This window comes from Raineyella sp. W15-4 (assembly GCF_033170155.1).
GTDB lineage: Bacteria > Actinomycetota > Actinomycetes > Propionibacteriales > Propionibacteriaceae > Raineyella.
This window is the reverse complement of sequence record NZ_CP137079.1, coordinates 3,328,825-3,341,470: the sequence shown is the minus strand read 5'-3', so window position 1 is coordinate 3,341,470 and position 12,646 is coordinate 3,328,825. Positions and strand designations below refer to the sequence as shown.

The following is a 12,646-nucleotide window of genomic DNA, read 5'->3' as shown; positions in this document are numbered from 1 at the left end:
ACCTCAGGGCGGACCGCCGACGGCCTGAGGTCTGTTGTCGAACTCGTGTTTCACCCCCCGGGTGACACGGTCGACTCCCGCCGGTCGGATGCTCTGTGGAGGAGAACGGCGCTATCTGGTCGATCTGCGCCGGATGGCCGGTCCGATCGCGGTCGTGACAGTTCCCGATGGCGTCACCAGGGGGTTGCATCTCTTGCTCGACGACTGACTTCGGATCGGCCACGGTGGGCCGGGTCGCGGTGGACGGGTAGCGTGTCGGGGCGGGGCCCGCTTGTCGGGGCGGGCAGCCTGTCAGTACGGAGCACCCATCAGAACGGAGCACCCATCAGAAGCCGGACGTGAGCCCGAGATGGCCCCGTCCTCCGGACCGAGACGGTCCGGAGGACGGGTGGGTGAGGTTGGTGGAGCCGGGCGGCTACTCCGCCGCGCCGACGGCCTCGGCGGGAGCGGGCGCGACGGCCTCCGGCTCGGGCTCCGGTGCCTTGGCGTTGACGATGATGACCGGGGTGCCGATCGCCACCTCCCCGGAGATGGCCTGGGTGATGGCGCCGAACTTCTTGCCGTTCGTCACCAGCACCGGGGTCGCCAGGGAGTAGCCGGCCTCCTCGATCAGCTCCCGGTCGAAGGTCACCAGCGGGGTGCCCGCCTCGACCCGCTGGCCGGTGGTGACCTTGACGTCGAAACCGCGGCCCTCGAGGTTGACGGTGTCGATGCCGACGTGGATCAGCAGTTCGATCCCGCTGTCCAGCCGGATGCCGAAGGCGTGGCCGGTCTCGTGGGCGACGAGGAGCTTGCCGGCGGCCGGGGCGACCACGGTGTCACCGGTGGGCATGATGCCGACGCCGGCCCCCACGGTGCCGCGACTGAAGACCGGATCGGGGATGTGCTCCAGTGGCATCACGGTGCCCGCCAGTGGGGCGCCGATCTGGGTGATCGCGCCGGGGCGCATCGCGGGCTTGACCGGGCGTCCGGTACTGGGAGCGCTCGCCTCGACGGCCGGCGCCTGGGCCGCGGCGGCCTCGGCAGCGGCCTCGACGGCAGCGGCGTGGACGGTCTCCTCCGCCTCACGGACAGCGGCGGCCTGGGCCTTCTGCTCCGGGGTGCGGTAGTCGGAGATGATGACCAGGATCATCGAGGTGAAGAACGCCACACCGATGGACAGCGCGTACAGCGGGATGTTGTTGAAGGCCGGGATGGTCAGCAGCGAGGTGAAGACGAAGGCGCTGGTCTTCAGGCCGCCGCCGATGCCGGTGATCAGACCACCGAGGAAGCAGCCGACCAGCATCCGCGGGTAGATCCGCTTGTAGCGCAGGTGGATGCCGTAGAGGGAGGGCTCGGAGATGCCGCCCAGCAGGCCGGCGGCGAGGGCACCGGTGGCGGTCTGGCGCATCATCGTGTCCTTGTCACGGATGGACAGGAAGAGAACACCAGCGGTGGCGCCGAAGGCGGCGAAGTTCCACGAGCCCATCGGGCCCTGGATGAAGTCGTAGCCCAGGCTCTGGATGTTCAGCAGCATGATCGCGTTGATCGGCCAGTGCAGGCCCAGCGGGACCATGAAGGGGTAGGCCAGCGGGACGACGATGGCGAAGATCAGCGGGGAGAAGTCGTTGACCGCCCGCAGGGCGTTGGCCAGACCGGCACCGGCATAGACGCCGAGCGGGCCGATCAGGAAGGCGGTCAGCGGGATCATGATCAGCATCGACAGGAACGGCACGAAGATCAGCTGGACGTTCTCCGGGATGATCCGGCGCAGCAGCTTGGTCAACGGGCCGAGGACACCGGCCATCAGCAGCGGCGGGAACACCTGCGAGCTGTAGTTGAAGATCGTCAGCGGGGCACCGAAGATGCTCACCACCGAGATCTCGCTGCCGGCGAACTGCATCTGGACCGCGGCGTCCTTCAGCGCGGTGAAGCCGGGCAGCATCACGACAGCCATGATGGCGAAGCCGACCCACGGGTCGGCGCCGAGCTTCTTGGTGGCGTTGTAGGCCACCATCAGCGGCAGGAAGACGAACACACACTGCCAGGCCAGGTTGACGAACGCCCACGACGGCGGCAGCGCGGTGCGGGGATCGGCCCAGTTGCCGATGATCCCCAGGGTGCTCATCAGCGCCATGAAGGTGATGAAGAGGGAGGCGCCCAGCAGGGCGCCGATGGTCGGGCGGAACGAATCCGACAGGAACTCGAAGAAGGTGTCCAGCCAGGCGAACCTGCCGCGCGGGCCCTTGGCGCGGGCCGCGGCCTTGACGTCGGCGTCGGACTCCTCGCCACTGGAGACCTTCGCCATCTCCGGGAGGTTCTGGATGTCTTCGAAGACCTGGGTCACCGCACCGCCGATGACCACCTGGTAGCGATCGCCGGCTTGGGGCACTGCCCCCATCACCGCGGGGATCGCCTCGACGGCCGAGGTGTCGACCTTGGTGCCGTCCTTGAGCTGGAAGCGAAGGCGTGTGGCGCAATGGCTGAAGCTCTGGATGTTCCCAGCGCCCCCCACGCCCTTCACGATGTCGCTGGCTGATGAACTCGCCATCTGGGTTCTCTTTCTCGTGCGACCAGTGGAGCCGTCCTTGGCTCCGCTCGTGTCCCATGGATGGGTTCCGAGTACTCGGTTCCATCGAACGAACACAATCGTAACCTGACGGATCGGCGGCCCGCCACTGAAGAGAGCGGCTGAATTTCGAGTCGTTGCCTGTGGTTGCAAGGATGTACGGCGTTATGTCCTCGTTGGGAGAAAATCAAGCGACGGTCGCTTAACGTACGTCAATCGAACGTAAGCTCTCCTGCTTGATATACCAAGGTTCGATAGGTGTTGCTTTCTGGGTGTGGAGGTGCCCCGTAGGGGATCTCCTTGATGGAGGGGTGACCAGTCGTCCACGAAGTGTGATGAAAATCACACTTTCGGGCTCCTGTGTCGCGCCTGCCCGAGGTGGCTGTTTCGGCGGGCTCCGGGGTCCTGGAACCCCGGCCTCTTCCGGAGAGCCCGATTACGCTGGTCAGCGGACCGTGGCCGGGCGCCGTGGATCGGGGAGGACAGGTGATGACCGAACGGATGAGCAGTAGCGAGCGCACGAGCGGCGCCGACCGGAATGCCGGCCGGACGAGCGGCGCCGGCCCGACGAGCGGCGCGGATCGGACGAAGGGCGAGCCGGTGTCCACCAACGTCACCGACACTGCGCTGATTTTCGAGGGCGGTGGCATGCGGGCCAGCTACACGTCGGCCGTGGTTGTCGCCCTGCTGGCCGCCGGCATCCACATCGACTGGGTGGGTGGCATCTCCGCGGGCGCATCCAACACGGTGAACTATCTGACCCGCGACGCCGAGCGGGCCCGGATCTCCTTCGTCGAGTTCTCCGCCGATCCCCGGATGGGCAACCTCGGCACCTGGTTGCGCGGCAAGGGCCTGTTCAACGCCGAGTACATCTACGAGACCACCGGCTACCCGGGCCAGGCCCTGCCCTTCGACTTCCCCACCTACATCGCCAACCCCGCCACGATGGCGATCGGGTCATTCCGGATGAGCGACGGCGCGATGGTCTACTGGGGCAAGGACGACACCCCCGACCTGCCATCGCTGATGAAGCGGGTGCGGGCCAGTTCGACCATGCCGGTGCTGATGCCCCCGGTGACGATCGACGGGGCCGACTACCTCGACGGGGCGCTCGGCCCCACCGGTGGGTTCGCCCTCGATGCCGCCCGGGCGGCCGGGTACGAGAGGTTCCTCGTCGTGCTCACCCAACCTCGTACGTATGTGAAGCCCCGGCTGAAGAACGAGCGACTCTTCGGCCGCCGGTTCCGCCGTACGCCGGCGGTCGTCGACGCGCTGATCCGCCGCCCGGAGCACTACAACAGCACGCGCGAGGAGCTGTTCGAGCTGGAGCGGGAGGGCCGGGCGATGCTCTTCGTGCCGGAGACCATGCCGGTCACCAACGGGGAACGCAACGTCGCCAAGCTGCGCGCCGCGCACGAGCAGGGTCTGGCCCAGGTGCGGCGCGAGCTGCCGGCCTGGCGGGAGTTCCTCGGCCTGGACGGCTGACCTCAGGCGGCGTTCGGGTCCGGCTGGTGCAGACCGAAGATGTTGCCCTCCGGGTCCTTGAAGTAGCCCTGCCAGGCCATCCCGGTGAGCGCCGTCTTGGGCAGTGCCACCTCGCCACCGTGTCCCAGGATCCGCTCCTCGTACAGGTCGAAGTCGTCACAGACCATCGTCACGACGTACGCGTTGACGGGCTGGTCGAGTTCCGGGCTGCCGCCCGTCCGGCGGAGCAGTCCGCCGTCGATGCCCGGGGTGCCCTCCTCCCCGGTGGTGATCCCCCAGTAGGTGTCGCCGGTCGTCCCCGACCAGTCGACGAAGGCCCAGCCGAAGACCTCGCTGTAGAAGGCCTTCGCCCGATCGATGTCGTCGGCGTGGATCTCGAAGTGCATGGGGCGGGTTGAGCTGGCCATGATGGCTCCTCCGATGAGTCAGATCGATACTCGGGGTACCGGACAGATCGTCGTCGAGCTCGGCTCGGCGTCCGTCCTCTGCGACCAGACTGCCGCACCCGCGGCCCGGGCACCAGGAAATCGGTGCCGGAGCCTCGGTGGGTCGCGTGGAGCGCCGGACGGGATGGTCCGGCCCGGTCAGCCCTTCGGGACCCGGGGGATCGGCCGGAGGGCGATCTCCTCCACCGTCCCCTCCGGGGTCGCGTCCACGGCTGTCCGGACGACGGCCGCGACCGACGTCACCCGCAGGTGCTCCTCGGGGTTGTAGCCGCGGCCGGACTCGGTCTGGAGGTGGCGTTGCATGTCGGTGTCGACGCGGCCGGGGTAGATCGTCGTGACCCGTACGCGCCCCCGTTCGTCCTCCCGTAGTCCGTCGGCCAGCGCCCGCAAGGCGTACTTGGACGCGGAGTAGGCGGGCGAACCGACCACCCGCCGACCGGCGCCGGAGTTGATCATGATCACCATCCCCCCGGCCGCCCGCAGGGCTGGGAGTAGCAGGCGGGTGAGATCGGCCACCGCGATGACGTTCAGCTCCATCAGGTCCCGCCAGTCCTCACGGGTCATCTCCTCGAGGTGGCGGGGAGCGTCCCGGCCGGCGGAGTGGACCAGGACATCGAGCCGCTCGATCCCCCGGACGGCCGCCTCGGTGGCGGCGCCGTCGGTGAGGTCTGCCACGAACGGCTCGGCGGAGGGCAGGGCCGCCACCACCGGGGCGACGGCCGCGGCGGAACGGCCGCCGATCAGCAGATGGTGGGTGTCGGCGAGCACGTCCGCGATGCCGCGGCCGATGCCTCGGCTGGCGCCGGTGATCAGGGCTACAGGTCGGTCCATGTCGGGCAGGCTAGGGGGACGGCGAGGCGCTGGCAAGGGGTTCCGTCCCGGCGTGCGGGAGCCGGAGCCGGTCAGCTCCCGTACGGGTAGCCGGAGCCGCCAGGCTGTCCGGGGCCCCCGGGCTGACCGGGATCGCCGAATCCGCCGGTCTGCCCCGGACCGTACGGATAGCCGGCTCCACCGGGCTGGCCCGGATCACCAGGGAAACCGGGTCCACCGGGCTGGCCCGGACCGCCGGCGCCATAGCCTGGGCCCCATTCCGGCCCGCCCGGTGCGGGCGTCTCCAGCCCCAGTCGACGCAACTGGTCGATGTAGAGGATCGTGCTGAAGAGCACCCGGAACGGGCCGGCGAGCAGTGCGACCAGCTCGGACCCCAGGCTGCTCAGCAGGAACAGCGGGATCAGACTGGTCAGTTGGGCGATCAGCTTCGCCGGATCGGCGTCCTGCAGGTTCGCCAGCCGCGGCGCCAGGATGCCCTGCGAGATGCCGGAGAACACGCTGCTGGCGATCCCGACGAGCAGGTCGGCCACCAGCAGGTAGCCGAAGATCCGCCAGAATGCCCCGCCGGAGACCCGCCAGGAACGCCCCAACGCGGCCAGCGGCCCGTCGCCGTCGATCGCCAGTGCCTGCAGGACGAACGCCCACCGGGTCCCCAGATAGATCACCCCGAGCACGACGACGATGATCACCACTGCCATCAGCCCGGGGGCGGGACTCGAGTCCGGGCCGCCGGTCAGCCAGGCGGCCACTCCGCCGATCATCGCCGAGAGGGCGAGGATGGCGACCACCAGGAGCAGCACCAGCAGGATCGCTCGGCTGGCCAGGCCGCGGGTACGCCGCCACAGCTCGCCCACGGTGGACGGGCGGCCGTCCTCGATGTCGCGACCGGCGAGGGCGATCATGCCCTGGCACTTGATCTGCACCACCGCCGCGATCAGCCACACCACGAGCAACAGCAGCACCCCACCGACGAGCAGGCCCACCGAGCCCGGATCAACCGTCGGGAAGGTGTCCGAGGCAACGCCCCCCATCATCCGGATCACCGCGCCCACGATCAGCGCCACGGCGAGCAGGCCGGCCGCGAACGCCACCAGTGTCGGGATGAGGGCGATGACGATGAGCTGGCCGAAGCGCCGCCCATAGAAGCTGAAGGCCGCCGACAGGACATCCCCCAGGGTGAGGGGGTGGCGGGGGAGCGTCCCAGGCGCGGGGAAGGCAGGGGAGGACATGCCCCGAGCCTATTGAATCCGGGGGCCAGCGTGCCCCGGTGACGCGATCCCGGTGACGCGATTCCGGGTCTGTCCTCGAGCAACGCGATTCCGGGTCTGTCATCGAGCGACGCGATTCCAGGGCTGTCGTCAAGCGAGAGTTTCACCCCCCTGGTGACGCCGGTGGGGGTCTCGCGGGCGGCTACGGCGCCGGTTATCGGAGCCGGACGCACCGAATGGCGCCACATTCCCCCCTGCAGCAGGTGCCTCGCGGGTTGAGTGCTTGTCACCCCGGGGATGAAACCTACGCTCGACGACAGACCTGAGAGTCGACGACAGACCTGAGAGATCGCTGCTGTCGGCCCCGAGGCCCCACGGTATGTCAGGTGGCCCGGTGCTCGGATGCGGCGTCGTGGGCCGGATGCTCGGAGGCGCCGTCGCCGGATCGCGTCACCAGATCAGGCGCACGCTCCGCCGCGGCCGGCCTCCGCGAGCGACCAGCCACACCAGTAGCACCACTTCGCCGACGAAGGTGAACCCGCTGACGGAGATCCCGGTGCCCGGCAGGAGGGCAGCGGTGGTGGAGTCGATGGCGTATCCCGTGCCGGCGATCGTCACCAGCGCTCCGATCCATGCCGGCACGAAGCCGGTCCGCACCGCCGCGATGCCCACCAGGACCAGATGGGTCCCGAAGAGCAGCAGACCGGCGTTCCAGACCGCCTCGAACCGCGATGCGTCAGCCGACGCCAGCAGCCAGCCGCCGGCGACAGCGAACACGGCGGCGTACGTCACCCGCAGCGCTACCGCGATCTGCGCCAGCAGCCTTCCGCCCGGAGTCAGCACGGGCAGGAGGGCGACGGCGACGACGACGTCCAGGCTGGCGACCACGAGCGCCACGTACGCGGCGAGGGCGGTGTGGCCCGCAGGCAGGGCGACCAGCAGCCCGACCGGGGAGAGCACGCCATTGCCGCCATGGCCAGCCCAGCGACCAGTGACGGGGCGCGGAGGGCTGAAAGGGTGGGTGAGGTCGAGGGAGCGGCTGACGAGGTCGGGTCCGCTCCGGCGGAGCCCCGGGTCGGCGGTGTCGGCATCGGTGGATCCGAGAACGGTGGCGTCGAGGTCGGTGCGGCTGAAGTCGGTGGTGTCGAGGGTTCGGTGGTGGTCATGGCGTCCTCCTGGGGCAGGCGGTGGGCGAACGGGTAATGAACGTACTAAGTACGATACAAAGTACGGTACTGTCGGGCCCATGTCGACGTCCAGAGCCCCTCGTAACACCCTGACCCGTGACCGGGTGGTCGCCGGCGCCGTCGATCTCGCCGACCAGGAGGGGCTGGACGCACTGACGATCCGGGCGCTGGCGGCCCGGCTGGGCGTACGTCCGATGGCCCTCTACCACCACGTGGCGCACAAGGAGGCGATCCTCGACGCGATCGTCGACGCGGTGTTCGCGGAGGTGCACGTCCCCACCGCGACGGGTCGGTGGCGGGATGAGCTGGCGCACCGCTCGCGGTCCATGCGGGCGGCGCTCGGCCGGCACCCCTGGGCGGTCGCCTTGATGGAGACCCGGGCCCATCCCGGCCGCGCCAGCCTCGCCAACCACGAGGCCGTGCTGGCCGTCCTGTCGGCGGCGGGGTTCGCCCTGCCGGCGGCCGGGCATGCGTACGCTGTGCTCGATGCGTACGTCTACGGCTTCGCCCTGCAGGAGGCGATGCTGGCCTCGGTGGATCTGGAGGGGTCGGCCGAGGACCTGGTGAGCGGGATGGACCTGGCCGACTTCCCGCGTCTGGCCGAGTTCGCCGCCGGACATGCGACCGTCCCGGGCTACGCCTTCGGCGACTCGTTCGAGGTGGGCCTGCGGATCGTGCTCGACGGCCTCGAGGAGCTGCGGACCGATCCCGGCCAGGGCACCGGTCCAGCCTGACCCGGTCGGCCGGACCGCTCCCCGCGCGGGACCGATCCTGGCGGCGTCGGACCGATCCCCCTGGCCCGACGCGCGGATGCTTCCCTTCCCCCGCCCGCTGGGCCACTCTGGGAGGAAGTGTCTGCACGGGAAGGAAGCATCATGGCCACCTCGGAGGGCTCACAGAAACGGTCGGAGGGCTCGCAGAAGCCTGCGGCGAAGGAACGCGGAAAGAGCGGACAGAAGGGCTCCGGCAAGGACGGCTCCGGCAAGAACGGCGCCGGGCGTGGGACCGACCCGGTCCGGTGGATCCTGGACCCGGAGGAACACGACTATCCGGCCGCCGAGTCCTATCTCTCCCTGCTGACCGACCCCGGGGTGGCGCACGCGACGGTGGCCACGCTGCGGGAGGCCGAGCCGGCGCACTTCAAGGCCAAGGACATCCTGCGGGCGGCCCGGCTCGCGCTGCTGCCGGAGAGCAACCCCCACGTCGCCTCCGACCTGCGCAAGATCGCCGAGGACAAGCCACTGTCGCCGGTGCTGATGGTACGCGGTGACCTGCACGAGGGCCGTCCGGCGCTGATCGCCGACGGCTACCACCGGGTGTGCGCCAGCTACTGGACCGACGAGAACACCGACATCCCGGTCCGGATCGTCGATCCCGCTCGGCCGACTGGTGACCCGGCTCGGCCGATCGTCGACCCCGCCCGGCCATGAGCTTCGCCGTCCTGGCCCTGCTCTGCCTGGTGGCCCTCGCCGGCCCGGTGCTGAGCCTCCCCCGGGGCTCGCACCTGCCGGTGGTGGTCGGTGAACTGGCGGTCGGCCTGGTGCTGGGGGCCACCGGCCTGCGGGTGCTGCCCGCCTCCGACCCCACCTTCTCCTTCCTGGCCGACATCGGGTTCGGCCTGGTGATGTTCGTCGCCGGCTCCCATGTCCCGGTCCGGGACCCGGCACTGCGGACCGGGCTCCAGATCGGCCTGCTCCGGGCGCTGTTCGTGGGGGCGCTCGCTGCGCTGCTCGGTGCCGGGCTGGGGATGCTCTTCGGCACCGGGCACGGCGCCCTCTATGCGGTGGTGCTGGCCTCCTCGTCGGCGGCCATGGTGATGCCGGCCCTCAACGGGCTGCCGCTGGACGGGCGGGCGATCGTCCAGCTGCTGCCACAGGTGGCGCTGGCCGACGCCGCGTCGATCGTGTTGCTGCCGCTGGTGATCGACCCCGCCCATGTGATGCGCGCGGGGATTGGCGCCGTTGCCGTGCTCGCGGCGGCCGCGCTGGTCCTCCTCTTCCTGCGCTGGCTGGAGCGGACGGGTCGACGCAAGGCCATCCATGACCTCTCCCAGGACCACAGCCTGGCGATCGAACTGCGCCTGGCGCTCACCCTGTTGTTCGCGCTGGCCGCGCTGGCGGCCACCCTGCACGTCTCGATCATGCTGGCCGGCTTCGCACTGGGCCTGGCGTACGCCGCGATCGGGGAACCCCGGCGGCTCTCCCATCAGATCTTCGCGGTCACCGAGGGGCTGTTCTCGCCGATCTTCTTCGTCTGGCTGGGGGCCTCGCTCGACCTGCGACAGCTCGGCTCCCACCCGGCAGCGATCGGACTGGGGCTGGCGCTGGGCCTGGGGGCTCTGGTCGTGCACGGCGCGATGGTGGTGACCCGCCAGCCGCTGCCGGTGGCCGCCCTCACCGCCGCCCAGATGGGGGTGCCGGTGGCCGCCGCCACCCTGGGCACGAACCTCGGGGTGCTCAGCCCCGGTGAGGATTCGGCCCTGCTGCTCAGTGCGCTGGTGACGGTGGTCGCCGTCGGGCTGCTCTCCGGACCGGTGGGCCGGATCGCGACAGCCGGGGCCGAGCAGGCCGCCGGTACGAAGGGCGACGCCACGAAGGGCGACGCCACAAGGGGCGATACGGGCAGCGACGACACCGGCGGCGGCGATACGAAGGATGAGGGCTCAGCGCCCCCGGCCTCCCGGTAGCAGCGGAGCCTGGGCGTCCGGGTCGAGGGGAGCGAACATCGCGGAGGTGTCCTTGAGATCCACCCCGGAACGGCCCAACGCCCGGGCGCCGACGACAAGGTTCGCCGCGATCGCCGCGGCCCGCTGGTAGGACAGTCCGGACGGCGGATGGATGTTCGAGATGCAGTTGCGATCCGCATCCGTACGCCCTGGTCCGGGGAGGTGGGTGAGGTAGATGCCGAGGCTGTCGACCACCGACAGGCCGGGCCGCTCGCCGATCAGCACCACCATCGTGGTGGCGCCGAGGGCCCGGCCGACCCGGTCGCCGAGAGCGACCCGGGCATTCGTGGCGATCACCGGACGGGCCACCACGAGGTTCTTCGGCAGCGCGATGAGCAGCGCCGCGAGCTGACCGACGGCGTGGTCGGTCACCGCCCGGGGGGAGAGCCCGTCCGCGATCAGGATCCCGATGTCGGCACCCACCGATGGATGGGGCAGATCGGCCGGCAGCTTCCCGAGATCGGGGCGCCGCAGGTATTCGGCCCGGTCGGCGGCCCGGCTGGTGATCACGCTGGCCGGCCCGATCCCCAGGGTCGCCACCTCCGCCGCCAGGGTCGCGACGTCGAGCGGGAGGTGGATGGCGTCGCGGGCGGCGGCGTGGGCGGCCCGCAGGGTCAGCGCCGCGGTGGTGGGCAGGCTGTCCCCGGCGTGACCGAGCCCGATCCTGGCCTGCGTACGCGTCCGCAGCAGGTCCCAGAAGGCGCGCTCGCCGTCGGCCGGATCGGCGGACTCGTCGTGCAGCAGGAGCGGCTCGCCCATCGTCACGCCACCTTCGTCGTCAGGGCCGCCAGCGGGGAGCCGATGGCGGGCAACGGGATGATCCGGCCGGCGTCGTCGATCATCCCGAGCGAGGCCAGCCAGGCCTCGAACTCGGGTGCCGGTCGCAGTCCCAGGGTCCGCCGGACGTAGAGCGCGTCGTGGAAGGACGCCGACTGGTAGCCGAGCATGACGTCATCGGTGCCGGGCACGCAGATGACGTACGCCGTGCCGGCGGCGCCGAGCAGGGTCAGCAGCACGTCCATGTCGTCGGCGTCGGCCTCGGTGTGGTTGGTGTAGCAGACGTCGACGCCCATCGGCAGGCCGAGCAACGTGCCGCAGAAGTTGTCCTCCAGCCCGGCGCGGATGATCTGCTTGCCGTCGTAGAGGTACTCCGGGCCGATGAAGCCGACCACGCTGTTGACCAGCAGGGGATCGTACGCGCGGGCCACGCCGTACGCCCGGGCCTCCAGGGTCTGCTGGTCCACCGGTTTGCCGCCGACCCCGATGTGTGCATGCGCCGACAGCGCCGAGCCCTGGCCGGTCTCGAAGTACATCACGTTGCCACCGACGGTGCCCCGGCCGAGGGACTCGCCCGCGGCCCGGGCCTCGGCGAGCAGTGGCAGGGTGACGCCGAAGCTGCGGTTGGCCGCCTGGGTGCCGGCGATCGACTGGAAGACCAGGTCGACCGGCAGGCCGGCCTCGATCAGCCCGATCGTGGTGGTGACATGGGTCAGCACGCACGACTGGATCGGCGCGTCCAGCTGCACCCGGACGTCGTCGAGCAGTCGCACCAGGTCGGCGGCCGCCTGTGGGGAGTCGCTCGCCGGGTTGATCCCGATCACCGCGTCCCCGGCCCCCATCAGCAGCCCGTCGATGATCGCCGCCGCGACACCGGACGGGTCGTCGGTCGGGTGATTGGGCTGCAGCCGGGTGGCGAGCCGGCCCGGCAGCCCCACCGTGGTGCGGAACGCCGCCGGGTGGTGCACCGCCGCGGCGACCGCGATCAGATCCTGGCCGGCCATGATCTTCGAGGTGGCCGCGACCATCTCGGGGGTGAGCCCGGCGGCGATCCGGCCCAGCCGGGCGGCCGCGTCGGGCCGGGTCACCGCGTCCAGCAGCCACTCCCGCAGACCTCCCACGGTGAGCTGGGAGATCTCCGCGAAGGCCTCCGGATCGTGGCCGTCGATGATCAGCCGGGTGACGTCGTCGGTGTCGTACGGCACCACCTCCTCGGTGAGGAAGGTGGTGAGCGGGATGTCGGCCAGGGCCCACTGGGCGGCCGCCCGCTCCGCGGCAGAACGGGCCGCGCAGCCGGCGAGTTCGTCACCCGACCGCCGTGGCGAGGCCTTGGCCAACACCTCCACCAGCCCATCGAACCGGTGGGCGACACCGTTGAGGATCTGCCGGTAGGTGGTCACCTCTGTTCCTCCCTGTGAATGGTTCGGGCCTGTGATCGG

Annotated in this window: 10 protein-coding genes and 1 pseudogene; 4 read left to right on the top strand and 7 right to left on the bottom strand. The window is 70.5% G+C overall.

Annotated features, from left to right (window positions below; all coding sequences use genetic code 11):
* Window positions 1-490: 490 nt before the first annotated feature.
* Window positions 491-2,530 (bottom strand): annotated as a pseudogene (locus tag R0145_RS15510) (glucose PTS transporter subunit IIA); the annotation flags it as partial.
* 618 nt (window positions 2,531-3,148) lie between these two features.
* Between R0145_RS15510 and R0145_RS15505 the strand changes: the two are divergent.
* Window positions 3,149-4,033, top strand: coding sequence for a patatin family protein (locus R0145_RS15505; RefSeq protein WP_317840262.1), 885 nt, complete (start codon window positions 3,149-3,151; stop codon window positions 4,031-4,033).
* 2 nt (window positions 4,034-4,035) lie between these two features.
* On the opposite strand, the gene R0145_RS15500 is transcribed toward R0145_RS15505, so the two are convergent.
* From R0145_RS15500 to R0145_RS15485, 4 genes are all read right to left on the bottom strand, one after another.
* Window positions 4,036-4,440, bottom strand: a complete 405-nt coding sequence (locus R0145_RS15500; RefSeq protein WP_317837783.1) for a VOC family protein — start codon at window positions 4,438-4,440, stop codon at window positions 4,036-4,038.
* 177 nt (window positions 4,441-4,617) lie between these two features.
* The gene (locus tag R0145_RS15495) at window positions 4,618-5,310 is read right to left on the bottom strand and encodes an SDR family oxidoreductase (protein ID WP_317837782.1); all 693 of its coding nucleotides are present in this window, start codon (window positions 5,308-5,310) and stop codon (window positions 4,618-4,620) included.
* Window positions 5,311-5,381: 71 nt separating this feature from the next.
* Window positions 5,382-6,539, bottom strand: a complete 1,158-nt coding sequence (locus R0145_RS15490) for a hypothetical protein (protein ID WP_317837781.1) — start codon at window positions 6,537-6,539, stop codon at window positions 5,382-5,384.
* Window positions 6,540-6,968: 429 nt separating this feature from the next.
* Window positions 6,969-7,478, bottom strand: a complete 510-nt coding sequence (locus tag R0145_RS15485; protein WP_317837779.1) for a DUF4386 family protein — start codon at window positions 7,476-7,478, stop codon at window positions 6,969-6,971.
* A 286-nt stretch (window positions 7,479-7,764) separates the two neighbouring features.
* Here R0145_RS15485 and R0145_RS15480 point away from each other — a divergent pair, with 286 nt between their 5' ends.
* From R0145_RS15480 to R0145_RS15470, 3 genes are all read left to right on the top strand, one after another.
* Entirely contained in the window at window positions 7,765-8,439 is a 675-nt protein-coding gene (locus tag R0145_RS15480) for a TetR/AcrR family transcriptional regulator C-terminal domain-containing protein (protein ID WP_317837778.1), read from the top strand.
* 141 nt (window positions 8,440-8,580) lie between these two features.
* The gene (locus R0145_RS15475) at window positions 8,581-9,135 is read left to right on the top strand and encodes a hypothetical protein (protein ID WP_317837777.1); all 555 of its coding nucleotides are present in this window, start codon (window positions 8,581-8,583) and stop codon (window positions 9,133-9,135) included.
* A complete protein-coding gene (locus tag R0145_RS15470; RefSeq protein WP_317837776.1) occupies window positions 9,132-10,391 on the top strand; it encodes a cation:proton antiporter in 1,260 nt (419 codons plus the stop codon). The genes R0145_RS15475 and R0145_RS15470 overlap by 4 nt, the downstream gene beginning before the upstream one ends.
* Here R0145_RS15470 and eutC read toward each other — a convergent pair.
* Both eutC and R0145_RS15460 read right to left on the bottom strand, forming a co-directional pair.
* Window positions 10,368-11,189 carry an ethanolamine ammonia-lyase subunit EutC gene (gene eutC / locus R0145_RS15465; protein WP_317837775.1) on the bottom strand — a complete coding sequence of 274 codons (822 nt, stop codon included), beginning with the start codon at window positions 11,187-11,189 and terminating at the stop codon, window positions 10,368-10,370. The two genes, R0145_RS15470 and eutC, sit on opposite strands and share 24 nt — an antisense overlap.
* 2 nt (window positions 11,190-11,191) lie before the next feature.
* A complete protein-coding gene (locus R0145_RS15460) occupies window positions 11,192-12,607 on the bottom strand; it encodes an ethanolamine ammonia-lyase subunit EutB (protein WP_317837773.1) in 1,416 nt (471 codons plus the stop codon).
* Between the last annotated feature and the right edge of the window lie 39 nt (window positions 12,608-12,646).